Genomic DNA, 25,273 nt, shown 5'->3' on the forward strand with positions numbered 1-25,273 from the left:
ACATGCAAGGCGCTCAGCTGCGACATCAGCCCCCTCCAGCACCCGGCCGCAAGCCGGTGCCTCGGGGTGCCAGCCGAATGGTGGCGAAAGAGCCGATGTCCGCGCGCCTGCCGAAAGCCAATTTCGGCTTTCTGAAAGCCTTGTTCTGGCCGGTGCTGCTGGTGGCGCTGGGGTTCGGTACCTATGAAGGCGCACAGCGTTTGTTGCCGTACGCCGACCGGCCGATCACCAAGGTCGCGGTTCAGGGCGACTTGAGTTACATCAGCCAGCAAGCGGTACAGCAGCGGATCGCCCCTTATGTGGCGTCGAGCTTTTTCACTGTTGACCTGGCGGGCATGCGCACCGAGCTGGAACAGATGCCATGGATTGCCCACGCCGAAGTGCGTCGGGTGTGGCCGGATCAAGTGGTGATCCGGCTCGAAGAGCAACTGCCCGTGGCACGTTGGGGCGATGAATCGCTGTTGAACAACCAGGGTCAAGCGTTTACCCCGCGTGAGCTGGCGAACTACGAACACCTGCCACAACTGTTCGGCCCACAGCGGGCCCAGCAGCAAGTGATGCAGCAATACCAGGTATTGAGCCAGATGCTCAGGCCGTTGGGCTTCTCGATTGCGCGTCTGGAATTGCGTGAGCGAGGCAGCTGGTTTTTGACCACCGGTGCTGGCAGCTCGGGCCCGGGGATCGAACTGCTGCTGGGACGCGGCAAGCTGGTGGAAAAGATGCGCCGTTTCATCGCCATCTACGACAAGACGCTTAAAGAACAGATTACGAACATTGCGCGCATCGATCTGCGCTACGCCAACGGCCTTGCTGTTGGCTGGCGGGAACCTGCAGCGCCCACGACAGACCAACCCGCTGTCGCGAAGAATTAAGAAGAGGCAGGACCCATGGCAAACGTGCAAAGCGGCAAAATGATCGTCGGTCTCGATATCGGCACCTCCAAGGTGGTGGCGCTGGTAGGCGAGGTTTCTGACGACGGCACGCTGGAAATCGTCGGGATCGGTACCCATCCGTCCCGTGGCCTGAAAAAGGGCGTGGTGGTGAACATCGAGTCCACCGTGCAGTCGATCCAGCGCGCCATCGAAGAAGCGCAGCTGATGGCCGGTTGCCGGATTCATTCGGCGTTCGTTGGCGTGGCGGGCAATCACATCCGCAGCCTCAATTCCCACGGCATCGTCGCGATTCGTGATCGGGAAGTCAGCTCCGCCGACCTCGAACGCGTGCTCGACGCCGCCCAGGCCGTTGCGATTCCGGCCGATCAGCGGGTGCTGCACACGTTGCCGCAGGATTATGTGATCGACAACCAGGAAGGTGTTCGCGAGCCTCTGGGCATGTCCGGCGTGCGTCTGGAAGCCAAGGTTCACGTGGTCACCTGCGCCGTCAACGCTGCACAGAACATCGAAAAATGCGTGCGTCGCTGCGGTCTGGAAATCGACGACATCATTCTTGAGCAGCTGGCGTCGGCTTATTCGGTACTGACCGACGACGAAAAAGAGCTGGGCGTCTGCCTGGTGGACATCGGCGGCGGCACCACCGATATCGCGATCTTCACCGAAGGCGCGATCCGTCACACCGCTGTGATCCCGATTGCTGGCGATCAGGTGACCAACGACATCGCCATGGCGTTGCGCACCCCGACCCAGTACGCCGAAGAAATCAAGATTCGCTATGCCTGCGCCCTGGCCAAGCTGGCCGGCGCCGGTGAAACCATCAAGGTGCCAAGCGTTGGCGACCGTCCGCCTCGCGAGCTGTCCCGTCAGGCCTTGGCCGAAGTGGTCGAGCCGCGTTACGACGAGCTGTTCACGCTGATCCAGGCCGAACTGCGCCGCAGCGGCTACGAAGACCTGATTCCGGCCGGCATTGTGCTGACCGGCGGCACCTCGAAAATGGAAGGCGCGGTGGAACTGGCTGAAGAGATCTTTCACATGCCGGTGCGCCTCGGCGTACCGCATGGCGTCAAGGGTCTCGACGACGTGGTGCGCAACCCGATTTATTCCACCGGCGTTGGCTTGTTGATGTATGGCCTGCAGAAGCAGTCCGACGGGATTTCTTTCTCGGGCATCGGCAGCCGCGACAGCTACAGCAATGAAGAAGCCAAACCGGCCTTGCTCGATCGCATCAAGAGCTGGGTAAAAGGCAACTTCTGACGAAGCAGTTTCGAGCGGCAAGCTACAAGCCGCAAGAACAAGCAGTAAAAGCGACAAGCAACAAACGCAGTAGGCGAAAAAACTAGAGAACGTAAAGGAGAGGGAAAATGTTCGAACTCGTAGACAACATCCCCGCAAGCCCGGTCATTAAAGTTATCGGTGTTGGCGGAGGCGGCGGCAACGCTGTCAATCACATGGTCAAGAGCAACATTGAAGGCGTTGAATTCATCTGCGCCAACACTGATGCCCAAGCGCTGAAGAGCATCGGCGCGCGGACCATCCTGCAACTGGGTACCGGCGTGACCAAAGGTCTCGGCGCTGGCGCCAACCCTGAAGTAGGTCGTCAGGCCGCTCTCGAAGATCGTGAGCGCATTGCCGAAGTCCTGCAGGGCACCAATATGGTGTTCATTACAACCGGCATGGGCGGTGGTACCGGTACCGGTGCTGCGCCGATCATTGCTGAAGTGGCCAAGGAAATGGGGATCCTCACCGTTGCGGTGGTGACTCGTCCGTTCCCGTTCGAAGGTCGCAAGCGTATGCAGATCGCCGACGAAGGTATTCGTCTGCTGTCGGAGAGCGTCGACTCGTTGATCACCATTCCTAACGAGAAGCTGCTGACCATCCTTGGTAAGGACGCCAGCCTGCTGTCGGCTTTCGCCAAGGCTGACGATGTACTGGCCGGTGCCGTTCGCGGTATCTCCGACATCATCAAGCGTCCGGGCATGATCAACGTCGACTTCGCTGACGTTCGCACCGTGATGAGCGAAATGGGCATGGCGATGATGGGCACTGGCTGCGCCAGCGGTCCGAATCGTGCACGCGAGGCCACCGAAGCGGCCATTCGCAATCCGTTGCTGGAAGACGTGAACCTGCAAGGTGCACGCGGCATCCTGGTGAACATCACCGCCGGTCCTGACCTGTCCCTGGGTGAGTACTCGGACGTGGGTAGCATCATCGAAGCCTTCGCTTCCGAGCACGCCATGGTCAAGGTCGGTACCGTAATCGACCCGGACATGCGCGACGAGCTGCACGTCACTGTCGTTGCCACCGGTCTGGGCGCGAAAATCGAGAAGCCTGTGAAGGTCATCGACAACACCATGCACACGTCCGTAGCCTCACAGCCGCAGCAACAAGCGCCTTCGCGTCAAGAGGCGCCGGCTGTCAACTACCGTGATCTGGACCGTCCGACCGTCATGCGCAACCAGGCTCAGGCCGGTGCTGCGACTGCCGCGAAGATGAATCCGCAAGATGACCTGGACTACCTGGACATCCCGGCATTCCTGCGTCGTCAGGCTGATTGATGGAATGTATCAGGGCTATGAAGGTGATTGGTGTTCAGCAAAGGCGTGGTCTGCTATCATCGCCAGCCTTTGTTGATACCAGTTCGCAATTTGCGCTGAAGCGGCCCAAGCCATGATTAAACAACGCACACTGAAAAATATTATCCGTGCCACAGGTGTAGGCCTGCACTCCGGGGAGAAGGTCTACCTGACCCTCAAGCCAGCGCCTGTCGACACCGGCATTGTGTTTTGTCGTGCCGACCTCGACCCTGTGGTGCAGATTCCTGCCCGCGCGGAAAACGTTGGTGAAACCACGATGTCGACCACACTGGTCAGTGGTGACACCAAAGTGGATACGGTGGAGCACTTGCTCTCGGCCATGGCTGGCCTGGGCATCGATAACGCCTACGTCGAGCTCTCCGCGTCCGAAGTGCCGATCATGGATGGTAGCGCTGGACCTTTCGTATTCCTGATTCAGTCGGCTGGCCTGGAAGAACAGGACGCCGCCAAGAAATTCATCCGCATCCTGCGTGAAGTGACAGTGGAAGACGGCGACAAGCGCGCCACTTTCGTCCCTTTCGAAGGCTTCAAGGTGAGTTTCGAGATCGATTTCGATCACCCGGTTTTCCGTGACCGCACACAAAGTGCAAGCGTGGATTTTTCCAGCACTTCGTTCGTAAAAGAAGTCAGCCGCGCCCGTACCTTTGGTTTCATGAGTGACATCGAGTACCTGCGCAAGCACAACCTCGCACTCGGCGGCAGCGTTGAAAACGCTATTGTGGTCGACGCGGATGGCGTACTGAACGAAGACGGTCTTCGCTATGAAGACGAATTCGTGAAGCACAAGATCCTCGATGCAATTGGTGACCTCTACCTGCTGGGCAATAGCCTGATTGGTGAGTTCAAGGGCTTCAAGTCCGGACATGCATTGAACAACCAGCTGCTGCGCAAGTTGATTGAGCAGACAGATGCTTGGGAAGTCGTGACTTTCGAAGACGCCAGCACTGCACCGATCTCTTACATGCGTCCTGTTGCGGCGGTGTAAACAAAAACCTCTCTAGTTTTTAAAGGCTGCCCTCGGGTGGCCTTTTTTTATGTCTGCCGGAACGTTGTGTAGTGGCAGGTAGGACGCTATCGCGCGCAGGCTCGCTCCCACATTTTTAGTCTGCACCCCAAAAGTTGGGCACCAGATCCTGACCTGTGGGAGCGAGCCTGCTCGCGATGAGGCCAATCGATTCGCTGAAGAACTCACGTCGCCGCCACCACCTGATTCCGCCCACGCTCCTTGGCCTGATACAACGCCTTGTCCGCTGCAAACAGCAACTGCTCCAGGCTCACATCATTGGCGGTTGTCCAGGTACTCAGGCCGATACTGACCGTCACCGGCGATGCCACCCCCGCCGCAAACGGTAGTTGCTCCACCGCCACCCTGATGTGTTCGGCAATCTGTTGCGCCCCTGCGCTGTCGGTTTCGGCCAATACCACCGAAAACTCTTCACCACCGTAGCGGGCGACCATGTCGGCGGGCCTTCGCACATTGTCGCAAATCACCTTGGCCACCGCGCGCAAGGCATCGTCGCCGGCCTGGTGACCATGTTGATCGTTGAAGGCCTTGAAGTGGTCGGCGTCAATCATCAGCAGTGACAAAGGCTGGCCGGAGCGTTGCGCCCGAAACCACTCGTGGCGCAGGGTCAGGTCGAGGATTCGCCGATTCGCCACACCGGTCAGCGCATCGGTGGCCGCCAGTTGCGCCAGTTCCTTCTCGGCATGGCGGCGCAAGCGTAGCTCTCGGTAAAGCAGACCACTGAGCCACAGCAGGCCAATGCAGAGCACGCCCGTGGCGCCGCTGATCACCAACGCAGTGCGCCGCCAGGTGGCGAACACTTCGTCGCCGGACAGTGCGACGATCACGGTCAGCGGCAGATTACCCACCCTGGCAAAGGTGTATAGACGCCGCTCGCCGTCGATGCTCGAGACGCTGGCGAAACTGCCACTGCTGTCGCGCAGAATACGCTCCACGTTAGGCCGGTTGGCGAAACTCTTACCGATGGCATCGTTCTCCAGATAAGGTTTTTGCGCGAGCAGAATACCGTCGGCATTGATGATATTGAGCGTGCTGCCGAAGCCGATGTCGAGGCTGTTGAACAGCTGGTCAAAGTAGTTCAAGCGCATCGAAGCCACGGCAACGCCGAGAAATCCTCCTGTGGACGTGGAGATTCGGCGGCTGAAGGTAACTCGCCATTCGCCATTGAACTCGCAATCGCATTCCAGCTTGAACGGGCGGCTGATGAACAGGCCGGTATCTTGCCTGGCGGCATGCTCAAGGAAAAAATCACGTTCGGCATAGTTGCCCGGCATGGGATCGATAATCGACGAGTCCGCCAGGACCTGGCCGTTCGAATCAAGCAGCAGAATATCGCCTTTGAAACGGGCCGTCGTCGAACGGTCGAACAACACCATATGGCGGATCTGCGCGGAGCCCTGTTTGAGGTCATCGCGCTGGGCGGCTGCGATCAGGCCTTGCAGGGTCAGGTCATAGAGCTCGACCGTGCGCAGGACATCGGCGTTAATCAGCTGGACAATCGTGGTAGCGCTGCGGGTGGCCTCCAGCTGAGCGCTGGCATGTTCCCGGATCAACAGAAAAGTGACGATGCATACGATCGCAATCACGGTCAGTGCGCTGCCGAGCATCACCATCAACTCAGTTCGGCGGGTCTTGCCTGAAACGTAGGTAGGGTGAGGTGCGGTCATGGGGACACTGTCTGCATGAACGTTCAACGCAAAAAAAAGCCAGCAAACGCGCTGGCCTTTCACTGATTGAAGCTTAGAAGACTTTTTCCACCGCGGATGGGTTGCGCTCAAACAGGCAAATAAATCCCGAAGGTGTTCATCCCCCGATCACTTCGCACAAACACATCGCCGCCGTGCATCAACGCGATCGCCTTCACAATCGCCAGCCCCAGACCGTGGTTATTACCGCTGTTGCTGCGCGAAGCATCGACCCGGTAGAACCGTTCGAACAGCCGTGGCAAATGCTCGTTGGCAATCGGCGAGCCGGGGTTGGCGACGCCAATGCTCACCTGATGTTCGTCCACCTCGATCCGCACCTCGATGACTTGGCCGGGTTCGGTATGCTGGACCGCGTTGTTCAGCAGATTGATCAGCGCACGTCGCAGATGTGCGATCTCGATGTGCACCAGCGCATCACCGCTGACCTGCACTTGCACGTGCGCATCCTCAAGAATGAAATCCAGATACTCCAGCGTCGTCGCTACTTCATCGGCGAGAGACGCGGAGGTCAGCTTGGTGGCCTTGCTGCCTTGGTCGGCACTGGCAAGAAACAGCATATCGTTGATGATCGAGCGCAGGCGTTCGAGCTCTTCGAGGTTCGATTGCAGCACCTCGAAGTAGTGCTCGGCCGAACGGCCACGGGTAAGCGCCACTTGGGTCTGACCGATCAGGTTGGTCAGCGGCGAACGCAGTTCGTGAGCGACATCGGCATTGAACGATTCGAGCCGCGAGTAGGCCTGCTCGACCCGCTCCAGGGTCGAATTGAACGAGTTGACGAACTGATTGAGTTCCGGCGGAAGTGAGGCGAGGCGCAAACGCCCGGAGCGTAGCGGCGGGGCCAGGCGCTGGGCCTCTTGAGACAACTTGATCAGCGGCTTGAGGCCGATCCGCGCCACCCAATAACCCAGCGCCGAGGCCAGCAGCACGCCAATGATCGCCAGACTGATCAAGGCAATCAGCAGATGATGCTGAGTCTGATGAAGCGTCCCGGTATCGATGCCGATCATGAAACGCAACGGCGGACGCTGATCCTTGGCCGGGAACTGGCTGACCAGCACTTTTAGCGGATAAGGCTGCCCGGGCAGGTTGAGGTCGCGCATGCCCAGCGGCCCCTCGGCGAACGCGCGAATCTGCGTGGAGGCGTTGCCGTATTCGTACTGCGGGTCGCCGCTGATAATCCAGAACCGGATGCGCTTGTCTTCCTCGCTCAGCAGATTGAGTTTGTTGTTGATCTTCACCCAGTGCTCGGGCGTGCCAAAACGGCCGACAGTGGATTCCAGCACGCTGTAGCGCGCGTCCAGTTCGGCTTCCGGCAGCAGGCCAAGGCCTTTATCAACTTGTTGATACAGCGCGCCGCCGATCAACAGAAACACCACCAGCGCCACCAGCGTGAACATGCCACTGAGGCGCAGTGCAATCGAATTGCTAAACACCGCGGCTCTCCAGCACATAACCCATGCCCCGGATCGTGTGCAGTAATTTCTCTTCGAACGGCCCGTCGAGCTTCGCGCGCAAGCGCTTGATCGCCACTTCGACGACATTGGCGTCACTGTCGAAATTGATGTCCCAGACCATTTCCGCGATCGACGTTTTCGAGAGAATTTCCCCTTGTCGGCGAGCCAGCACGCTAAGCAGTGAAAACTCTTTGGCGGTCAGGTCCAGACGGGTACCCGCGCGGGTAGCCTTACGGCTGATCAAGTCGATCCACAGGTCGGCGACGCTCACCTGCACCGGTTCATGGCCACCGCTGCGCCGGGTCAGCGCCTGCAGACGTGCGACCAGCTCAAGGAAGGAAAACGGTTTGCCGAGGTAATCGTCGGCACCGTCGCGCAAGCCTTTGATGCGATCTTCGACGCGCTCGCGGGCGGTCAGCATGATCACCGGCGTTTGTTTGCGGGCACGCAGCGCACGCAGCACGCCAAAGCCATCGAGGCCCGGCAACATGACGTCGAGGACGATCACCGCATAATCGTTTTCCAGCGCCATGTGCAGACCTTCGACGCCGTCGCGCGCCAGGTCCACGGTGTAACCCTGTTCGGTGAGGCCGCGGTGCAAATAGTCTGCGGTTTTTTCCTCGTCTTCGATAATCAGAACGCGCATGACCCCGCCTCAGTCTGTGGTCGCCAGTGCCGGCATCGGTGCTGGCGCGGGTTTAGGCCGATGGAATAGCCGCTCAAGCCACAAGTATATGACCGGCGTGGTGAATAGCGTCAGCGCCTGACTTACCAGCAGCCCGCCCACGACAGCGATTCCCAATGGCTGGCGCAATTCGGCGCCGGTGCCGTAGCCGAGCATCAGCGGCAGGGCGCCAAGCAGGGCGGCGAGGGTGGTCATGATGATCGGTCGGAACCGCGTGATGCACGCCTCGTAAATAGCCTCCTCGGGCGGCAAACCACGATTGCGCTGGGCGTCCAGCGCGAAGTCGATCATCAGGATGCCGTTTTTCTTGACGATCCCGATCAGCAGCACCAACCCGATCAGCGCCATGATCGAAAAATCCTGGCCGCAGATCCACAGCATGATCACCGCCCCCAGTCCCGCCGAGGGCAGGGTCGAGATGATCGTCAGCGGGTGCACGAAACTTTCGTAGAGCACGCCGAGAATGATGTACACCGCCACCAGCGCCGCGAGAATCAGCCACGGCTGGCTGGCCAGTGAGCTTTGAAAGGCTTGCGCCGCGCCCTGGAAATTGCCGCTCATGGCCGCTGGCATGCCGATCTCGGCCTTGGCCTGATCGAGCATGATCACCGCGTCGCCGAGCGCCACGCCGGACGCGAGGTTGAAGGACAGGTTGGCGGCCGGGAACATCCCGTCGTGGGCGATGGACAAAGGCCCAACCGTTGGCGCATCGAAGCGCGCCATTGCCGACAGCGGCACCATTTCCCCGCTCAACGGCGAGCGCAGGTAGAAATAGTTGAGGCTTTCGGCCTTGCCGCGTTGCTTGGTGTCCAGCTCCAGAATCACGTTGTACTGGTTGGTCTGGGTCTGGAATTCATTGATCTGGCGCTGACCGAAAGCATCGTACAGCGCCTCATCGACATCGCTGGCGGTCAAGCCAAAACGTGCCGCTGCGCTGCGGTCGATGCTGATGTGCGTGATACTGCCGCCCAGCTGCAGGTCGTTGGAAATGTCGCGGAACGCCGGGTTGCTGCGCAGTTTTTCCGTGAGGCGTTGGGTCCAGGTGCTGAGGGTCGCGCCGTCGTTACTCTTGAGTACGTATTGATATTGTGCGCGGCTCGGCCCGGAGCTGAGGTTGATGTCCTGACCTGCGCGCAGGTACAGGACGATGCCCGGGACTTTCATCAGTTGTGGACGAATCCGGTCTATGAATTGACTGGCGGAGACATCGCGGTCGCCACGTTTTTTCAAAGAAATCCAGAAACGGCCATTGGCAATAGTCTGGTTGCTGCCGGAGACACCCACCGAATGGGAAAACACATCGACGGCGGGGTCTGCCGCGACAATTTCTGCCATCGCCAGGTGTTTTTTTACCATGTCGCCGTAGGAAATATCGGCAGCTGCTTCCGTGGTGCCGAGGACAAAACCTGTGTCCTGCACCGGGAAGAAACCCTTGGGGATGAAGATGTAACCGGTCACCGCCAGCGCCAGCGACAGGCCGAACACGCCAATCATCAGTTTTTGATGGGCGAGGGCACGCCGCAAGCCCCGTTCGTACCAGTTGAGCAAGCGATCGCCGAAACCGGGTTTGTCGTGAGCATGGTGCGCTGGCGCTTTCATGAACAGGGCCGCGAGGGTGGGCGCGAGAGTCAGCGACACCACCACTGAGATCATGATGGTCGAAGTCGCCGTCAAGGCGAATTCCTTGAACAGGCGCCCGACCACGCCGCCCATGAACAGCAGTGGAATAAACGCCGCCACCAGTGAGAAGCTGATCGAGACAACGGTGAAGCCGATTTCGCTGGAGCCCTTGATGGCGGCCTCGCGCATGTCGTCGCCGGCCTCCAGATGCCGGTGGATGTTTTCCACCACCACGATCGCATCGTCGACCACAAAGCCCACGGCCACCACGATCGCTACCAGGGTCAGGTTGTTCAGACTGAAACCCATGATGTACATCAGGGCGAAACTGGCGATCAGCGACACGCCGAGCACGGCCGTCACGATCAACGTTGCTGACAACTGGCGCAAGAACAGGGCCATCACCGCCACCACCAGCAGGATCGCGATCAGCAGGGTTATTTCCACCTCGTGCAGCGAAGCGCGGATGGTTTGGGTGCGGTCGACCAGGGTGCTGGCCTGTACCGACGCCGGCAGCATGGCTTCCAGCGTCGGCAATGCGGCCTGCACTCGGTCGACGGTTTCGACAATGTTGGCGCCTGGCTGACGGAAGATCACCAGGTTGACGCCGGGTCGGTCGCCAGCCCACGCCTGCACGTAGGCATCTTCTGCACCGTTGACGACTTTGGCGACATCGCGCAGGTGAACCGGGGCGCCGTCCTTGTAGGAAACGATGAGTTCGCTGTATTCCTCAGGGTGGAACAATTGGTCATTGGTGGAGAGGGTGGAAATGCTCGACTCGCCGTACAGCGCACCTTTGGCCAGGTTGAGGCTGGTCTTCTGCAGCGCCAGGCGAATGTCCGCCAGGGTCAAACCAATGGCAGCCAGTTTGTCTGCCGAAGCCTGAACACGGATGGCCGGACGTTGCTGACCGGTGATGTTGACCTGGCCTACGCCGTCGATCTGACTGATTTGGCGCGACAGTAGCGTTTCCACCAGATCGCTGAGTTCGGGGCCGGGCATCAGGGTTGAGTTGATGCTGAGGATCAGCACCGGGCTGTCGGCCGGATTGACCTTGCGCCAGGTCGGCAGGTTCGGCATGTCCTTGGGCAGCTTGCCGGCGGCGGTGTTGATCGCGGCCTGGACTTCCTGCGCAGCGGTGTCGATGCTTTTGTCGAGGGTGAATTGCAGCGTCAGATTGGTCGAGCCCAAGGCGCTGCTTGAGGTCATTTGCGTCACACCGGGGATGGCGCTGAATTGCACTTCCAGCGGCGTGGCCACCGACGACGCCATGGTTTCCGGGCTTGCGCCGGGCAATTGCGCGGCGACCTGGATGGTCGGGAACTCCGCCTCCGGCAGCGGCGCGATCGGCAACTTAGGGAACGCGATAACCCCCAGCAACACCAGGGCAAACGTCAGCAGGATCGTCGCCACCGGATGATCGATGCACCACGCCGATATCGATCGGTGGCCTTTCATGGCTTGGGCTCCGCCTGCACCACTTGCGGCGGCTCGGTGAGAATCTGCACCGTCGACCCGGGTTTGAGCCGCGACTGACCGTCACTGACCAGCACATCGCCGGGTTTGACGCCTTTGACGATGTTCTGTTCGGCGCCCTGATACACCATCTGCACGTTGACTATCTCGACTTTGTCGCCGTTGATCCGGTAGACGAAATGCTGATCGAGGCCACGCTGTACGACGGTGGGAGGCACCACCAGGGCAGCCTTCTCCAGCGCTGTCTGAATCTGTACCGTCACCAGCAAGCCAGGCCAGAGCGTTTGCCCGGCATTATCGAATTCGGCCTTGGCGCGAATGGTCCCGGTGTTGGCGTTGATCTGGTTGTCGATCAGCGTCAAATGGCCTTCGCCGAGCAGATTGCCAGTCTCGCCATCGGTGTCGGCACCGATATAAGCCTTCACGCGGGCCCGCTGCGGGTCGCCGATCAGACCTTGCAAGGTCGGCAGCATTTGCTGTGGCAGGGAGAACTCCACGGCTATGGGATCAATCTGGGTCACGGTGAACAAACCCTGGGTATCGGTCATGCGCAGAAAATTGCCTTCGTCCACCGTACGAATTCCGACTCGTCCGGTCACCGGAGAGCGAATCTGCGTGTAGGAAAGCTGTACCTGAGCGGCGTCGATTGCAGCCTGATTGCCTTGGGCTGTGGCCTTGAGTTGACTGACCAAGGCTTGTTGCTGGTCAAACGTCTGCTTGGACACACCGTCATCAACGCTCAACAATTTGTAACGCTTGAGGTTGACCATCGCCACTTGCAGCTGCGCCTGGCTTTCGCCCAATTGCGCGCGGGTCTGATCGAGACTGGCGCGAATTGAACGGTCATCAATGGTCGCTAGAAGATCCCCCTTTTTCACCAACTGACCCTCATTGACCAGGATTTTGGTGAGGATCCCGTCGATCTGCGGCCGTACCACCACGCTGTGCAGAGACAGCACAGAGCCGATCCCGGTGACATAACGAGGCACGTCTTTTTCGGCAACGCTGACCACTCGCACAGGGATCGCGGTCGGGGTCGTCGGTTTGGCGGTGGCAGGTTTGCCCAGGTACCAGACGCCCCACGCAGCCAGCACTATCAGCAGGCCGGCAATCAGGGCGGTTTGTTTTTGTATGCGCATGCGAGTCAAGGCCGGGCAGGAAATCGGAAGTCAGGTTATTTATACCTCCCTTATAAGCCTGTTACACCGTCAGGAAAGTGACTGCTGGCTGACGGCGCTGTCAGTTTGGCCGTTGTTCTGTCCCAGGAACTCTGCCTATATCCCGGTGGCTGACGATAACGTGCCTGAGTCTTAGGGCGGACTATGCTCATTAAAGATTTCTTTGTGGTGGCAGATACGCAAGAGACAATCCTGCAATGCCAAGGAATGATCGATATGAAGCTGAGTGTGGTTGCTTTGGGTGCCCTGTTACTTATGCCGCTCGTTCTGGCCGCTGGACCCAGGATTGAGTCGGGGACCATCAGCTTTGCAGGAAGTATCGTCGAAGCTGGCTGTGCGGTGGAAAGGGCGGGGTCGATGCGATCTCCTGAATTTCGACGCTTGCTGGTCGTGCCGGGTGTGGAAGTGGATGTGAGCACCTATCAAAATGCCTGCAGTCACGGGGCGATGCCGCTGTCGACCACATTCGAACCATTCTACGCCCGGGCCATCGAGAGTAGTCCGGGCTCAGGCATCGGCATCGTTACGGTCACTTACCGATAGGCCTTGGCCGGTTTTTTCGGCTGAAAATTCTTTGATCGCCGACCGAAGGTGCGCGTGCGTGCGTCAGCCCGGCAGGTATACTGCCGCCTTTCGCGGTTCGGTGATCGGGCCCGACTTCATGCATCACCCGGAGCTTTCATGACTTCCCCGATACAACCGCCGGTTGCCGACGCTTTGAGCGACGCCCCGGCAGACTTGCCAGACAGCGTCGATGACAACGTAGACGGCGAAAGCCAGGCGGCGATCCCGGCGTTCAAGTTTCCGTTCAAGCCAGGCGAATTGCCTGTTACAAAAAATGCGAGTCAGCCGTGGTACAAAAATGGCGCCAGGAACGGCCATACCAAAACCCCGGGCGCCGCGCCGCCGGGTACGCGACGTTCGATGGGCAAGCGCTGAGTTTCGACATTTTCAGTGTGTGCCGCTTGCATCGCGAGCAAGCCCGGCTCTCACAGTTGATCGCATGGCCTCTCTGAGAATGCGCCCAGCTGTGGCTGGTTTTGCTCAAGCCAGGGCTTCATGGGCGCCATCCCCGATAAATCAGTTCAAGCCGCCCGCAGCGAAATGAACGTGTAGTCCAGCGGTGATCCGGTCGTCACTCGTGCACCTGCCGCTAGCAACTGCCCGGCGATATCGTCCCCCGACACATGAAACAGCCATTCGCTGCCGGTGCTCTCCAGCGGTTGTTGTGCACTCTGCTCAATAGCCGTGGCAAACGCAGTCATGTCCGGCAAGTACGCTGTAAATCCATCGCCTTTCAGAGCCGTCGTGCGAATGCCCAGTAACGCGCAGATCGCATCTTTGGTGCCGATGTCATCGCGATCCGCCTGACGGGAGCGCTGGATAAGCCCTGCGAGTTCCTGATCGACCAGCTCGCCACCGACGATCAGTGCCGGTCCCTTTTCCCACGATTCGGGCGGACACTCCTTCACGGCGGTGTTCAAGGGAATGTGCGGATTGATTTCCATAGGATAGATCCGGCACACCAATGGCCGGCGTTCGTAAATCCGGCAAAGGTTTTCTTCGTCAAGATTCCGGCAGCGACCGGCGTTGAAGGCGGCAAAGGTGATGGCAACATGAGCGTTCGATGCGCCGCTGGACACCCGCACTGACCGGCGTCCGGCGTGATCGCGCTGCAGCAACGGCAGGCCAAGCCCGTTGTCGAGGAAAGCCTCGACCAGCACGATCACCTGACCGCCGTCAGCCGCCCACATCCGCGCTTCACCCAGGGTCAGGGGCACGTGATGGTCATTGCAGCACTTGCCACAGCCCACGCATGAAAAGGTCGTATTCATTGAGCGTTCAGTCGACTCTCAGCGTCTGAAACGGCGACAGAATGTCACCGCCAAGGACTGCCTCGAAGCAAGTTGCGCGCCACTCAGCGAGTTTTGCCCGGCGTGCGGATTGAATCCCACTCATTGACGTAAGCGGTTTTGCTTTTCTTGTTGTAGAGGCACAGTTCGGTACCTTGCTGGCCTTTCATATGTTTTTGCGGGTATTGGCCTTGCAGCAGAACAGCGACGTAGCCGACCCGATCATCGAACTGTGCCGCGGTGCCCACAGGTTTCACGTCTTTCAGGCCACTGGCCTTGGTGCAGCTGGCGAGCACGGCTTTGTCGAAGGCTGCCCAGGCGTCGGGGCTGGAGGCATGGGCCTGGGTGGCGAGAGCAGTGAGGCAGAGGAAGGTCAGGGTGGTGGCTTTCACGGTTCAAGCATCCTTGGGTATTGGGTTGGCCAAAGGTTGGAGTATGCCTGAGGGTTTTAGTTTGAATGTGTCGGCCTCTTCGCGAGCAGGCTTTGCTCCCACACAATTTGCGTCGAATTAATGTCAGGCACAACGCAAAAGCCTGTGGGAGCGTGGTTGGCCGATGACGGTGTATCAGGTTGGAATAACTTCCCGGCGGACCACATACATCCCGACATTTTCATACAAGTGCTGCGCCCGCAGGTTGTCTTCTTTCACCTTCAGATCGACAAAACCTTCCCGCCGTTGTTGGAAAACCCTGAAGGCGTGCAGCAACAATGCGCGGCCAAGGCCCAGACTTCGCGCGCGAGGATGCACCACCAGATTCTTGATGTAGGCACTGGTCCAGCACTGACAAACGCCAACGATACCTTCAGCATCCAGGGCAATGAAACACAGGGAAGGATCGTATTCAGGATCGGTTTCAAACCTCTGCTGCCAGACGTCCAGTGACGGCACGCGACCACCGCCGTCCATATGTCCCAGTTCCATCAGGCCATGCACGGCCTCCGCGAGTTCCGGACGGTAGTCGCTGAGAACGATGGACGACGGCCACCGTGCCTCTGTGGCAACTTCAGCCAGATTGCGTCGCATCAGAAAACAGAAATCGTCGGCCACCGCTTAGTGACCCTGTTCGGCGACGGCCTTCGCTGCTTCGATAAGGCACTTGGTCAGTTCCGGCGAAGAGAACTTGGTCAGCACTCCGTTGGCGCCGGCCAATCGAGCTTTCTCGCTGTTCATTGCGCTGTCCAGAGAGGTGTGCAAGAGCACGTACAGGTGCGCGAAGTCTGGGGTTTCGCGCAGGGTTCGGGTTAAAGCGTAGCCATCCATCTCGGACATTTCGATGTCCGAGACGATCAGGTTGATCTGTTGCGCCGTACCTTGCAGATCCAGCAGGCAGTCGATGGCCTCCCTTGCACTGCGGGCAGTGTGACATTGCAGGCCGAGATTACGCAGGGTGTGCACCGATTGCTGCAGCGCGACCTGACTATCGTCGACCACTAGAATGCGCGCATTGCCCAGTACCTCGGCGTCTTCCATGCTCAGCTCGGTCGGGGCCATTTCGATTTGCGCCGGGGCGATGCCGTGGATGACTTTTTCAATATCCAGCACCTGCACCAGGGTGCCATCGACCGATGTCACGCCGGTAATGTACGAGCGCACGCCGCCGGAACCGAAGGGCGGCGGGCGGATGTCGGTGGTCAGGCAGTGAACAATCTTGCTGACTGCCTGAACATGCAGGCCCTGTTTGGAGCGACTGACATCAGTGACGATCAGGCAGCCACCGTTGGGGTCTTCCAGGGGGCGCTCGCCGATGGCGCGACTGAGGTCGATCACCGACAGCGACATGCCGCGCAGGGTGGCGATGCCTTTGACGTGTGGATGCGACTCCGGCAGTTTGGTCAGCGGCGGGCAAGGAATGATTTCACTGACTTTAAGCAGGTTGATCGCCATCAGCTTGCCGCTGCGCAAGGTAAACAGCAGAAGCGAAAGTGAATCTGCGCGGGCTTTGGTGGAGGACATAAAAACCTTCTGTGTAGAACGTGATGGGCATCCGTGAAGAGTGCCAACAACTATCGATGCCGGGTTATCGACTTGTTGAGGGCAGGCTTTAACAACATTCCATCGACACCAGGTGAGCGCAACCCTGTAGCAGCTGCCGAAGGCTGCGTTAGCCCACCGATCCTCTTGATAAGCGCAACCCTGTAGCAGCTGCCGAAGGCTGCGTTCGAGGACGAAGTCCTCGCCCGACCCTGCAACGAGCAATGTCCAAGGCACTGAGTTTAGCCATTGACGACTGCTCTGCGGCCGAACGCAGCCTTTGGCAGCTGCTACAGGGAATCGGGTTTATTTCATGCCAAGGCGCTTGGCCATGCGTCCGAGGTTGGCGCGGTCGAGGCCCAGTTCGCGGGCGGCGCTGGCCCAGTTGTTCTGATGGCGTTCAAGACAGGCGCTGATCAATTGCCGCTGATAATTGTCGGTGGCCTCGCGCAAATCCCCCGTCACTACTGTCATTGGCGCCGCCGGTTGCTCCTGGTTGACTTCGACGTTGACACCGGGCAGGTCGAGGTCGGCCGCGCTAAGGCTGAGAATCTTCGGCCGTTCTTTGCAGCGGCCCAAGGCTTTCAGCGCGCTGCGACCGATCAGGTGCTCCAATTCGCGCACGTTGCCTGGCCAGTCATAGGCCAGCAGCGCAGCCTGGGCATCGGCACTCAGGCGCAAACTGTTGAGGCCCATGCGCGAGCGGTTCTGCTCCAGAAAATAACCGCTGAGCAACAGCACATCGCGACTGCGATCTCGCAGCGCCGGCACCAACAATGGGTAAACGCTCAAACGGTGGTAGAAGTCGGCGCGGTAACGGCCGCTGCGCACTTCTTCTGCGAGATCGCGGTTGGTCGCAGCGATCAGGCGCACGTCCACCTGATGCTCTTTGTCCGAGCCCAGGCGCTGGAGTTGGCCGCTTTGCAGGACACGGAGCAATTTGGCCTGCACGGTCAGCGACAGTTCGCCGACTTCGTCGAGAAACAGCGTGCCGCCATTGGCCAGCTCGAATTTGCCCCTACGGTCGCTGGTCGCGCCGGTGAAGGCGCCGCGCACATGGCCGAACAGTTCGCTTTCCACCAAGGTATCCGGCAGCGCGGCGCAGTTCAGGCTGATGATGGGCCTGTCTGCCCGCGACGACGCGGCGTGGATGGCCTGAGCGACCAGCTCTTTGCCGACACCGGTCTCGCCGGTGATGAGTACGGTGAGATCGCTGCCCCCGACCAGGTTGATTTCTTCAACCAGCCGCCTGTGCGCCTTGCTCTGGCCGATCATTTCGCGCGTTTGCTGACCGCTGGCCTGGCGATAGACCTCGGCACGCTGGTGTTCGTGTTCGGCGCGATTGGCCAGTCGCTGAATGCTTTCGGCGGCATTGACCGTGGCGGCAGCGAGGCTGGCGAAGGCTTGCAAGGCATCCAGTTCGATCGGTTCGAGGCGTTCTGGATCGAGCGCGTCGAGGGTTAGCAAGCCCCACGGGCGTTCGTCGATGAACAGCGGACAACCCAGGCAATCATGAACTTCCAGGTGATCATCAAGCCCATCGACCAGCCCGTCGTACGGATCGGGCAAGTCGCTGTCGGCGGCGAACCGGGTGGGGTCCGGGCTGCTCAGCAGGATCTCGAAACGTGGATGCTCGCTGACCTTGAAACGCCGGCCAAGGGTATCGGTGCTCAACCCGTCGACGGCCAGCGGCACCAGCCATTCGCCATCCAGGCGCAGGAGGGCGGCGGCGTCGCAGGGAAGCAGGGCGCGCATCGCTTCAAGCAAGCGCCGGTAACGTTCGCTCTCTGGGAGTTCGCGGGACAGGTCGGACACCAAAGGCAGCAAGGCAGTGAGCAGGGATTTCGCAGTCATAGTGACTCCATGTAGTCGAGATGACTATAAGGCAGATTGTGTCGATATGACCATATTTGAGTTAACTATATGATTACTAACGAATAATTTTCTGGCATGGAAACTGATAGTCCTAGAGCAATCCGTTAGTAAACCCAGTAGCCAGGAGTAACCTTATGCTTAGCGTCCAAGACCGTGCAATCGTCAAGTCAACCGTGCCGTTGCTGGAAAGCGGTGGCGAAGCGTTGATCACTCACTTTTATCGCATGATGCTCTCTGAATACCCGCAAGTTCGTCCACTCTTCAACCAGGCTCACCAGGTTAGCGGTGATCAGCCCCGTGCTCTGGCGAACGGCGTATTGATGTACGCACGGCACATCGACCAGCTTGATCAGTTGGGCGACCTGGTGGCGAAGATCATCAACAAACACGTCGCCCTGCAGATTCTCCCTGAACACTATCCGATTGTCGGCAGCTGCCTGTTGCGCGCCATTTCAGAAGTATTGGGTGAAGAAATTGCCACGCCAGAAGTCATGAGTGCCTGGGGGGCTGCTTACGGTCAATTGGCTGACATCCTGATCGGTGCGGAAACCAGCATCTACGACCAGAAAGCGCAGGCCCCCGGCGGCTGGCGCGGCGCGCGGGAATTCATCGTCGCGGCCAAAGTGGAGGAGAGTTCGGAAATCACTTCGTTCTACTTCGAACCAGCGGACAAAGGTTCGATTCTGGCTGCGGAACCCGGCCAGTACATCGGCATGAAATTGATCCTTGATGGCGAAGAAATTCGTCGTAATTATTCGTTGTCGGCACTGGCGAACAAGGGCCAGTACCGCATCAGCGTAAAACGCGAGCACGGCGGCCGAGCGTCCAACCACTTGCATGATCAGCTGCACGTCGGCTCAAGCATTCAGCTGTTCCCGCCATCGGGAGAATTCACCCTGACCGCCAGCGACAAACCACTGGTGCTGATCAGCGGTGGCGTCGGCATCACCCCGACCCTGGCGATGCTCGAAGCGGCGCTGGCCACCGAGCGCCCGGTGCATTTTATCCACTGCGCCCGTAACGGTAGCGTGCATGCGTTTCGTGACTGGATCGACGGATTGGCCGCGCGCCACCCGCAACTCAAGCGTTTTTATTGCTACGCCGAGGATGATGGCGTCAGCCCGGCGGCGGACAAGGTCGGTTTGTTGAGCCAGGAGCAACTGGGCGAGTGGTTGCCGCAGCATCGTGATGTGGATGCTTATTTCCTGGGGCCTAAAGGCTTCATGGCAGCGATCAAGCGCCACCTCAAAGCTTTGGGTGTGCCAGAGAAGCAGAGTCGCTACGAGTTCTTCGGCCCTGCTTCGGCGCTGGAATAACCCCCTGGCGCGTGACACGATTCCTGTAGCAGCTGGCGAAGCCTGCGTCCGAGGGCGCAGCCCTCGCTTCTCCAGCACCCACGTTGCGCCGGGTAAATTCTGGCCGCAATGACGAGGACCGTTTCCTCGGACGCAGGCTGCGCCAGCTGCTACTGAATCGACGGCGGGATCTTCAGCCCTTCAATTCCTTCAATTCCTTCAAATGCTTGTACACCGTCGCCCGCCCCATGTTCAGGACATTCGCGACGTAGTTGGAGGCGCTTTTACCCTTGAAAGCGCCTTCAGCGTGCAGGGCCAGCACCAGTTCACGTTTATGATCGCGGGTCAGCAGATTCAGGCTTAATTGCCGCTCACGCAGCCAGGCGTGAAGAAACGTGTTGATGCGTTCCTGCCAGTCATCGCGAAACAATGAATCCGGCTGTGGGATCAACTTGCTCGGCGACAGAAACAGGTCCAGAGCGGCTTTGGCATTCTCGAACAGCGAAATGTTCAGATTGATGCACAGCACAGCCAGCGGATGCCCCGTGCCGTCGCGCAGAACGCTGCTCAGGCTGCGAATTTTCTGACCATCCCAGTTGAGCTTCTCGTACGGGCCGATGTTCCGTTCGCTGATGTCGCCGCTGACCATGTCCTCCAGGGACGAGTCGTCACCGATTGCCCGCTTCGACAGATTGTTGGCGATGTAATCAACTTTCTGTGTGCGCAGATCATGCAGCACCACCTCGGCATGGGGGAAAAACAACGTGGCGATCGCATTGGCGATCGCCCGATAGTTGTCCAGCGCAGCATCATCCTGGCGTGTGGTTTGCTCAGGTACATTCATTCAATGGAGCTCCAGGAGGCTTCTGCGCCGGTGAAAAAGGGCGCAGGGAGTCTGACGCAAACGGGTCGACGCGTCACCTGAACAAGCCTCAACCAAGGCGCGCGGGGGAGAGCATTGAAGCGTCCAGTCCAAAGCGCGTGAGTTGCTCGGGCAAGGCCTCGCCACGAACCAGCGCGGCGCTGGCCTCGCCCATGGCGGGTGAAGTCTGGATGCCATAGCCGCCTTGCGCCGCCACCCAGAAAAACCCCGGCACTTGCTGATCAAAACCTGACAGCAAATCACCGTCACAAACAAAGCTGCGCAAACCGGCCCAGGTGCGGGTCGGTCGGCGGATGGTCAGCGTGGTGGCTTCTTCGATCTGGTAAATGCCCATCGCGATGTCGAGCTCTTCGGGCTGTACGTCGTGGGGTTCGACGGGGTCAGCGTTGGCCGGAGAGCCGAGGAACATGCCGGCGTCCGGTTTCATGTAAAACGATTCGTCGAGGCTGACCAGCATCGGCCACTGGTGAATGTCCACGCCGTCGGGCCCGGCGAAGATGAACGCGGCGCGGCGTTTGGGTTGCAGACCCAACGATCTGGCACCGGCCAGGGCGCCGATCTTGTCGGCCCAGGCGCCAGCGGCATTGATGATGATCGGTGCGCTAAAAGTCTGCTTGGGGGTTTGGACGTGCCATACACCCTCGTTGTCGCGGCTCAGATGCGTGACCTCGCTGTCAGTGTGCACTTCGCCCTGGTTGCGCCGGATGCCGCGCAGATAACCTTGATGCAGGGCATCGGTATCAATATCGCAGGCAGTCGGGTCGTAGAGGGCGCCGTGGACTTTTTCCCGGCGCAGAATAGGCAGGCGCGCGCAGGCCTCTTCGGCGCTGAGCATCTGCATTTCGGTAACGGTGGCCTTCGCGCTCAGGTATTGGTTGTGCAGTTCGGCCGGGTCGCCGATGAAATCCACGGTCATCTCACCGCGCGGGGTCAGCAGCGGGTGTTCGCAGAAACCGGCGGGCGGCGCGTCAAAAAAATTGCGACTGGCCTGGGTCAGCGCCCGGACTTGCGGCGTGCCATAAGCCGCGGTGAATAGCGCGGCGGAACGTCCGGTGGAGTGATAGGCCGGATGGGATTCGCGTTCGAGCACAATCACCCGGGCATGCTGCGACAGCCAGAAACCGGTGGAAGCGCCGGCAATCCCGCCGCCGATGATGATGAAATCTGCCTGGCTCATGAACGTCTCCTGTCGAGCGTAAATGCCAAAAATGTAGAGATCCCTGTGGGAGCGAGTTTGCTCGCGATGGCGTTCTGGCATTCAGCAATGATGTTGGCTGATACGACGCCATCGCGGGCAAGCCCGCTCCCACAGGGGGTCGTGGTGTTTAGGGATGTAGGCGGTAAATGGCATTGGCCAGCGCGATGTCTTCCAGGCCCAGGCCTATCGAGCGGAAGAACACGTGGCGGTCGTAGCCCGGGCGCTGGACTTTTTCGCTGAGCAGATCGGGCAGGTCACCGACAATCGCGTTCTTGTCCCAGCCATGTTGCTCACCGGCAATCAGCATTTCGCCCGCCGACCCCGGAGTGGTCAGGCGATAGTCGCAGAACACCTGCATGTCATTGAGGCTCTGCGGCGGCACTTCGTGGGCGCGCGGTGCATTGGTGCTGATGGAGGTGATCAGCGCCGGTTTGCTCAGGCTGGACGGGTCAATCACCGGGCCGGCGGACGAGGTACACAGCATAATCACGTCGGCGTCCTGGACAGCTGCTTCGCGACTGTCGACGAGGGTCAGCCGTGGATCGAGGCTTTTGATCTCGGCCAGGGCTTCAGGGCTGAGCTCGCTCAGGTTCGGCGAGAAAAGGTGGATGCTTTGCCAGTCGCGCAAACCTTTGACGTAGTGCAGGTGCGCCAGGGCAACCTTGCCGCTGCCGATGATTGCCAGACGCTGCGCATTCAACGGTGCGAGTGCGTCGACAGCGACAGCGGTGGTCGCGGCGGTTCGCGCAGTGGTCAGTTCGCCGGCATCGCAGAGCAGCAGCGGCTGGCCGGTCTGCATTGACATCAACAGCGTCCATGCAGTCACCAGCGCGCCTTGTTCGCGGACGATGTACGGCGACGTCTTGACGCCATATACGCCGTCTTGCGCCAACACCCCGAGGAAGTTGATGAAGTCGCCCGCGCCATGTGGAAACTCGACCAGTTGCTGAGGCGGCTGCAGCGCATCCCCGGCAGCTAGATCCATGAACAGCGTGCGCAGGATGTGCGGCACGTCGACCTGAGCCAACAGCTCGCGCGCCTGACGCTGGTTGATCACATTAGGAAGGCTGGGCATGTGGACTCCGCAGGTTGCAGGAAAACTGATTTGTCCATTATGGACAATAAAGTTTATCGAGCAATAAGCAGGTCAAAAAAAAAGCGCAGTCCGTTTCCGGCTGCGCCTTTCTTTATGCTGCTGCGTGTTACGGGCGCTTGCGCTCTACCGCACGCAGCAGATGCGTTGGCGGAGTTTCGCAACTGATCTTGCGCCCCAGCAACGCCTCGATGGACGGTAGCTGATAGGAATCATCTTCACCGGCAAAACTGATGGACACGCCATCGGCGCCGGCACGACCGGTACGACCAATGCGGTGCACATAGTCATCCGGGACTTCCGGCAACGTGAAGTTGATGACGTGGCTGATGCCGTCAATGTGGATACCGCGACCAGCGACATCGGTGGCAACCAGCACGCGAATCTTGCCTTCGCGGAAGCCTTCGAGGGTCTTGATGCGCTTGTGTTGCGGCACATCGCCGGACAGTTGCGCGGCGTTGACGCCATCACGCACCAAGCGTTCCTCGATGCGCCGCACTTCATCCTTGCGGTTGGCAAACACCATCACCCGTTCCCAGCCGTTGTCATTGACCAGGTTGTAGAGCAATTTGTATTTGTCGGCACCCGCCACCGCGTAGATGTGTTGCTCGACGTTCTCGCTGGCGACATTCTGCGACTCGATCTCGACGATCGACGGGTCGGTCGTCCACTGCTTGGCGAGGTTCATGACGTCTTCGGTGAATGTCGCGGAGAACAGCAAGGTCTGCCGCTCGTTTTTTGGCGGGGTCTGGCGAATGATCTGACGCACCTGCGGGATGAAGCCCATGTCGAGCATGCGGTCCGCTTCGTCCAGCACCATCACTTCGACCATGTCCAGGTGCACGTCGCCGCGCTGGTTGAAGTCGAGCAGTCGGCCAGGCGTTGCGACGAGGATGTCGCAGTGACGGGCTTCGAGATGCTTGAGCTGTTTGTCGAAGTCCATACCGCCGACAAATGTCATGACATTGAGGCCGGTGTACTTCGTCAGGTCGGCGGCGTCCTTGGCAATCTGCACCACCAATTCACGGGTCGGAGCAATGATCAGCGCGCGCGGCTCACCCATGTAGCGCTCTTTCGGTGGCGGCGTCTGCAGCAGTTGAGTGATGATCGAAATCAGAAATGCGGCGGTTTTTCCGGTGCCGGTCTGGGCGCGGCCGATGGCGTCTTTGCCAGCGAGGGTAAAACCGAGCACCTGAGCCTGGATCGGCGTGCAATAAGGAAAGCCGAGGTCCTGGATGGCGTGCATCAGCTCGGGTGCGAGTTTGAAATCGTGGAAACGCGTTTTGCCTTCCTGGGGTTCAACAGCGAAATCTTCGAGTTTCCAGGGGATCACCGGCGCTTTAGGCTTGGGTTCTCGACGCGGGCTTCGGTGCTTCGGTGCTTCGGCGAGCGGCTGTTCGGCTGCAACTGCTTCGACAGCCGGCGCGGTCATTGCGGCCTCTGCGCCTGGGCCGCGGCCCGACGGGCTGATGTCGGCTCGGTGGCTGGTGCTGTGAGACGCAGTGGAAACTGGCGCGAGCTGCTCAGTCCCGCTTTTACCGAACATTTTCTTGAGTGCTTTGAGCACGGTCATCTCATCAATAGGTTAAGTGCCGGCCAGTGTAATGCAAGAACCGGGCGCGGCGTAGTGGGAGGGATCAATGGGCTGTTTTCCTGCGGTCAACGCAAATGCTCACCGAGCCACACCCCGATATCGCGGATCTCTTCAGGTAACACTTCGTGACCCATTGGGTATTCCTGCCATGTCACGGTGACACCATGGTGCTTCAGATATTCATAGGCGGTCCGCCCCATGACGTTCTGCACCACGTCATCGTACTGACCGTGCAGGGAAAGTGCCGGAATACGCTGTTGACTGGCGGACAACTGCAGCTCATCACTGAACGTCGGCGCATAAGTAGAGAGGGCAAGTACGCCACCCAGAGGTCCCTGCCATTTAACAAAGGCAGCGTGCAAGACCACCGCGCCGCCCTGCGAAAACCCGGCGAGGAAAATCCGCGAGGCGTCTATTCCGCTGGTGCGCTGCTCTTCAATCAATGCCAGTACGCGGTCGGCTGATGCGTCGAGCTGTTCGCGACTGATCGCGCGCGCCGGGCTCATGGCCAATATGTCGTACCAGCTTGGCATCTCGTAACCACCATTGATGGTCACGGCCCGGGTCGGTGCCTGCGGCAGAACGAAGCGGGTGGTCAGCAGACTTTCCTGCAGCGCTTCCGCCACCGGCAGAAAATCATAACGATCGGCACCCAGGCCGTGCAGCCAGATAACACAGGCATCAGCGGCCTTAACAGGTTGAAGAATCAAGGGCTCGGTCATGGCTGCTCCAAATATGTGCATGCGCGCTCAATGAGTGCGTGATCTGAGTGCGCATCGGGTTGATCAGTTAAGAAGATGTCGCAAGGCTACAAGTTTAGCTATTGACCTGTCGCGTATCGAGCTCGGCGAGCGGTCTGGTACGGGCTTTGCTATGTAA

The 25,273-nt window shown here is 59.5% G+C and carries 22 protein-coding genes; 7 read left to right on the forward strand and 15 right to left on the reverse strand.

Annotated elements, in window-relative coordinates; all coding sequences use genetic code 11:
- Positions 1-2: 2 nt before the first annotated feature.
- The 4 genes from F8N12_RS11875 to lpxC all read left to right on the forward strand — a co-directional run bounded on the left by F8N12_RS11875 (position 3) and on the right by lpxC (position 4,472).
- A complete protein-coding gene (locus F8N12_RS11875; RefSeq protein ID WP_150580602.1) occupies positions 3-872 on the forward strand; it encodes a cell division protein FtsQ/DivIB in 870 nt (289 codons plus the stop codon).
- Positions 873-887: 15 nt separating this feature from the next.
- Positions 888-2,147 carry a cell division protein FtsA gene (gene ftsA, locus F8N12_RS11880; protein WP_150580603.1) on the forward strand — a complete coding sequence of 420 codons (1,260 nt, stop codon included), beginning with the start codon at positions 888-890 and terminating at the stop codon, positions 2,145-2,147.
- 107 nt (positions 2,148-2,254) lie between these two features.
- Positions 2,255-3,448, forward strand: coding sequence for a cell division protein FtsZ (ftsZ, locus tag F8N12_RS11885; protein ID WP_033061342.1), 1,194 nt, complete (start codon positions 2,255-2,257; stop codon positions 3,446-3,448).
- A 112-nt stretch (positions 3,449-3,560) separates the two neighbouring features.
- Positions 3,561-4,472, forward strand: coding sequence for a UDP-3-O-acyl-N-acetylglucosamine deacetylase (lpxC, locus tag F8N12_RS11890; protein WP_064675983.1), 912 nt, complete (start codon positions 3,561-3,563; stop codon positions 4,470-4,472).
- A gap of 203 nt (positions 4,473-4,675) precedes the next feature.
- Here lpxC and F8N12_RS11895 read toward each other — a convergent pair whose 3' ends face one another.
- From F8N12_RS11895 to F8N12_RS11915, 5 genes are all read right to left on the reverse strand, one after another.
- Positions 4,676-6,178 (reverse strand): sensor domain-containing diguanylate cyclase, encoded by a 1,503-nt coding sequence (locus tag F8N12_RS11895; protein ID WP_150580604.1) that lies wholly within the window; start codon positions 6,176-6,178, stop codon positions 4,676-4,678.
- Positions 6,179-6,285: 107 nt separating this feature from the next.
- The gene (locus F8N12_RS11900; protein ID WP_150580605.1) at positions 6,286-7,650 is read right to left on the reverse strand and encodes a heavy metal sensor histidine kinase; all 1,365 of its coding nucleotides are present in this window, start codon (positions 7,648-7,650) and stop codon (positions 6,286-6,288) included.
- The gene (locus F8N12_RS11905) at positions 7,643-8,317 is read right to left on the reverse strand and encodes a heavy metal response regulator transcription factor (RefSeq protein WP_150580606.1); all 675 of its coding nucleotides are present in this window, start codon (positions 8,315-8,317) and stop codon (positions 7,643-7,645) included. The genes F8N12_RS11900 and F8N12_RS11905 overlap by 8 nt, the downstream gene beginning before the upstream one ends.
- A gap of 9 nt (positions 8,318-8,326) precedes the next feature.
- Complete coding sequence (locus F8N12_RS11910; RefSeq protein WP_150580607.1) at positions 8,327-11,434, reverse strand: multidrug efflux RND transporter permease subunit; 3,108 nt, start codon at positions 11,432-11,434, stop codon at positions 8,327-8,329.
- On the reverse strand, positions 11,431-12,591 hold the full coding sequence (locus tag F8N12_RS11915) for an efflux RND transporter periplasmic adaptor subunit (protein ID WP_150580608.1): 1,161 nt from the start codon (positions 12,589-12,591) through the stop codon (positions 11,431-11,433). Before F8N12_RS11915 ends, F8N12_RS11910 begins: the two co-directional genes overlap by 4 nt.
- Before the next feature lie 183 nt (positions 12,592-12,774).
- Between F8N12_RS11915 and F8N12_RS11920 the strand changes: the two genes are divergently transcribed.
- Both F8N12_RS11920 and F8N12_RS11925 read left to right on the forward strand, forming a co-directional pair.
- Positions 12,775-13,173: a type 1 fimbrial protein gene (locus tag F8N12_RS11920; protein WP_224787698.1), complete on the forward strand. Its 399-nt coding sequence runs from the start codon at positions 12,775-12,777 to the stop codon at positions 13,171-13,173.
- A 138-nt stretch (positions 13,174-13,311) separates the two neighbouring features.
- Complete coding sequence (locus tag F8N12_RS11925) at positions 13,312-13,569, forward strand: hypothetical protein (protein WP_150580609.1); 258 nt, start codon at positions 13,312-13,314, stop codon at positions 13,567-13,569.
- Positions 13,570-13,715: 146 nt separating this feature from the next.
- On the opposite strand, the gene F8N12_RS11930 is transcribed toward F8N12_RS11925, so the two are convergent.
- From F8N12_RS11930 to norR, 5 genes are all read right to left on the reverse strand, one after another.
- On the reverse strand, positions 13,716-14,465 hold the full coding sequence (locus tag F8N12_RS11930) for a YkgJ family cysteine cluster protein (protein WP_150580610.1): 750 nt from the start codon (positions 14,463-14,465) through the stop codon (positions 13,716-13,718).
- Between the two features lie 83 nt (positions 14,466-14,548).
- Positions 14,549-14,875 (reverse strand): hypothetical protein, encoded by a 327-nt coding sequence (locus F8N12_RS11935; RefSeq protein WP_150580611.1) that lies wholly within the window; start codon positions 14,873-14,875, stop codon positions 14,549-14,551.
- Between the two features lie 174 nt (positions 14,876-15,049).
- A complete protein-coding gene (locus F8N12_RS11940; protein ID WP_150580612.1) occupies positions 15,050-15,508 on the reverse strand; it encodes a GNAT family N-acetyltransferase in 459 nt (152 codons plus the stop codon).
- A gap of 27 nt (positions 15,509-15,535) precedes the next feature.
- Entirely contained in the window at positions 15,536-16,438 is a 903-nt protein-coding gene (locus F8N12_RS11945; protein WP_028620833.1) for a chemotaxis protein CheV, read from the reverse strand.
- Positions 16,439-16,762: 324 nt separating this feature from the next.
- Entirely contained in the window at positions 16,763-18,310 is a 1,548-nt protein-coding gene (gene norR / locus F8N12_RS11950; protein ID WP_150580613.1) for a nitric oxide reductase transcriptional regulator NorR, read from the reverse strand.
- 155 nt (positions 18,311-18,465) lie between these two features.
- Between norR and hmpA the strand changes: the two genes are divergently transcribed.
- Entirely contained in the window at positions 18,466-19,647 is a 1,182-nt protein-coding gene (gene hmpA, locus F8N12_RS11955) for an NO-inducible flavohemoprotein (RefSeq protein ID WP_150580614.1), read from the forward strand.
- A 172-nt stretch (positions 19,648-19,819) separates the two neighbouring features.
- Here the strand turns inward: hmpA and F8N12_RS11960 are convergent, their stop codons facing one another.
- The 5 genes from F8N12_RS11960 to F8N12_RS11980 all read right to left on the reverse strand — a co-directional run bounded on the left by F8N12_RS11960 (position 19,820) and on the right by F8N12_RS11980 (position 25,116).
- Positions 19,820-20,470, reverse strand: coding sequence for a transcriptional regulator (locus F8N12_RS11960; RefSeq protein WP_150580615.1), 651 nt, complete (start codon positions 20,468-20,470; stop codon positions 19,820-19,822).
- Positions 20,471-20,558: 88 nt separating this feature from the next.
- Positions 20,559-21,686: an NAD(P)/FAD-dependent oxidoreductase gene (locus F8N12_RS11965; protein ID WP_150580616.1), complete on the reverse strand. Its 1,128-nt coding sequence runs from the start codon at positions 21,684-21,686 to the stop codon at positions 20,559-20,561.
- A 148-nt stretch (positions 21,687-21,834) separates the two neighbouring features.
- The gene (locus F8N12_RS11970) at positions 21,835-22,782 is read right to left on the reverse strand and encodes an ornithine cyclodeaminase family protein (protein WP_150580617.1); all 948 of its coding nucleotides are present in this window, start codon (positions 22,780-22,782) and stop codon (positions 21,835-21,837) included.
- A 127-nt stretch (positions 22,783-22,909) separates the two neighbouring features.
- On the reverse strand, positions 22,910-24,373 hold the full coding sequence (gene rhlB / locus F8N12_RS11975; protein WP_150580618.1) for an ATP-dependent RNA helicase RhlB: 1,464 nt from the start codon (positions 24,371-24,373) through the stop codon (positions 22,910-22,912).
- 86 nt (positions 24,374-24,459) lie between these two features.
- On the reverse strand, positions 24,460-25,116 hold the full coding sequence (locus F8N12_RS11980; RefSeq protein WP_150580619.1) for an alpha/beta hydrolase: 657 nt from the start codon (positions 25,114-25,116) through the stop codon (positions 24,460-24,462).
- Positions 25,117-25,273 lie beyond the last annotated feature (157 nt).

Origin of the sequence: Pseudomonas fluorescens, assembly GCF_902497625.1 — a bacterium.
Taxonomy (GTDB): domain Bacteria; phylum Pseudomonadota; class Gammaproteobacteria; order Pseudomonadales; family Pseudomonadaceae; genus Aquipseudomonas; species Aquipseudomonas fluorescens_BQ.

Excerpts from the sequence above, each read along its gene's own strand:
- F8N12_RS11875 (WP_150580602.1), top strand. The coding sequence starts at position 3 with ATGCAAGGCGCTCAGCTGCGACATCAGCCCCCTCCAGCACCCGGCCGC.
- ftsA (WP_150580603.1), top strand. The coding sequence starts at position 888 with ATGGCAAACGTGCAAAGCGGCAAAATGATCGTCGGTCTCGATATCGGC.
- ftsZ (WP_033061342.1), top strand. The coding sequence starts at position 2,255 with ATGTTCGAACTCGTAGACAACATCCCCGCAAGCCCGGTCATTAAAGTT.
- lpxC (WP_064675983.1), top strand. The coding sequence starts at position 3,561 with ATGATTAAACAACGCACACTGAAAAATATTATCCGTGCCACAGGTGTA.
- F8N12_RS11895 (WP_150580604.1), bottom strand. The coding sequence starts at position 6,178 with ATGACCGCACCTCACCCTACCTACGTTTCAGGCAAGACCCGCCGAACT.
- F8N12_RS11905 (WP_150580606.1), bottom strand. The coding sequence starts at position 8,317 with ATGCGCGTTCTGATTATCGAAGACGAGGAAAAAACCGCAGACTATTTG.
- F8N12_RS11910 (WP_150580607.1), bottom strand. The coding sequence starts at position 11,434 with ATGAAAGGCCACCGATCGATATCGGCGTGGTGCATCGATCATCCGGTG.
- F8N12_RS11915 (WP_150580608.1), bottom strand. The coding sequence starts at position 12,591 with ATGCGCATACAAAAACAAACCGCCCTGATTGCCGGCCTGCTGATAGTG.
- F8N12_RS11920 (WP_224787698.1), top strand. The coding sequence starts at position 12,775 with ATGCTCATTAAAGATTTCTTTGTGGTGGCAGATACGCAAGAGACAATC.
- F8N12_RS11925 (WP_150580609.1), top strand. The coding sequence starts at position 13,312 with ATGACTTCCCCGATACAACCGCCGGTTGCCGACGCTTTGAGCGACGCC.
- F8N12_RS11930 (WP_150580610.1), bottom strand. The coding sequence starts at position 14,465 with ATGAATACGACCTTTTCATGCGTGGGCTGTGGCAAGTGCTGCAATGAC.
- F8N12_RS11940 (WP_150580612.1), bottom strand. The coding sequence starts at position 15,508 with ATGCGACGCAATCTGGCTGAAGTTGCCACAGAGGCACGGTGGCCGTCG.
- F8N12_RS11945 (WP_028620833.1), bottom strand. The coding sequence starts at position 16,438 with ATGTCCTCCACCAAAGCCCGCGCAGATTCACTTTCGCTTCTGCTGTTT.
- norR (WP_150580613.1), bottom strand. The coding sequence starts at position 18,310 with ATGACTGCGAAATCCCTGCTCACTGCCTTGCTGCCTTTGGTGTCCGAC.
- hmpA (WP_150580614.1), top strand. The coding sequence starts at position 18,466 with ATGCTTAGCGTCCAAGACCGTGCAATCGTCAAGTCAACCGTGCCGTTG.
- F8N12_RS11960 (WP_150580615.1), bottom strand. The coding sequence starts at position 20,470 with ATGAATGTACCTGAGCAAACCACACGCCAGGATGATGCTGCGCTGGAC.
- F8N12_RS11965 (WP_150580616.1), bottom strand. The coding sequence starts at position 21,686 with ATGAGCCAGGCAGATTTCATCATCATCGGCGGCGGGATTGCCGGCGCT.
- F8N12_RS11970 (WP_150580617.1), bottom strand. The coding sequence starts at position 22,782 with ATGCCCAGCCTTCCTAATGTGATCAACCAGCGTCAGGCGCGCGAGCTG.
- rhlB (WP_150580618.1), bottom strand. The coding sequence starts at position 24,373 with ATGACCGTGCTCAAAGCACTCAAGAAAATGTTCGGTAAAAGCGGGACT.
- F8N12_RS11980 (WP_150580619.1), bottom strand. The coding sequence starts at position 25,116 with ATGACCGAGCCCTTGATTCTTCAACCTGTTAAGGCCGCTGATGCCTGT.